This is a genomic window from Serratia oryzae, from assembly GCF_001976145.1.
Classification (GTDB): domain Bacteria; phylum Pseudomonadota; class Gammaproteobacteria; order Enterobacterales; family Enterobacteriaceae; genus Chania; species Chania oryzae.
Genome location: NZ_MOXD01000068.1, coordinates 1 through 501, shown reverse-complemented (window position 1 = coordinate 501; position 501 = coordinate 1). Strand labels below are relative to the sequence as shown.

Genomic DNA, 501 nt, shown 5'->3' with positions numbered 1-501 from the left:
GTGGAGAATAACTATCTGAGCAGCACGGAGAAGAGCCGCCAGACATATCTCAACAACAAACAGAACCTGACACCAGAAGAACAGAAAGATAAGGAGGCGTTAAATCGCAAGGATCTGGAAAGTGATCTGGCTGCTTACGCGGCCTGCAGTGGCAAAGGTGGTGACTGTCAGGCAGAAAGAGAGAAAGCGAAGGCCGCGCAAGATACCTACTTCAACCAGACTTACCAGAACCCGAAAGAGGCTCAGGCAGGTTATCAGCAGATAATGAACTTGCTGAACTCTACAGACCCGAATGCGAAGGAAGTGTTCAACGTTCTGGAAGGGTATACGCAGGCGTTTATGTCGTTCGGTTACACAGAGGAAGAAGCCAGAGCGAGAGCAGGAGCCTATGTGGGTTCAATGTACATCGCGGGTGGTGTGAGTGCTGTAGTCGCATCAGGTGCACTGACGAAGCAGTTCGGGAAGGATGTTGCGCTCAACAATAAAGGTTCGGCTTCAGGG

General features: G+C 50.9%; 1 pseudogene. It reads left to right on the top strand.

The features are described from left to right. A pseudogene (locus BMI79_RS22935) lies at window positions 1-501 on the top strand (hypothetical protein); the annotation flags it as partial.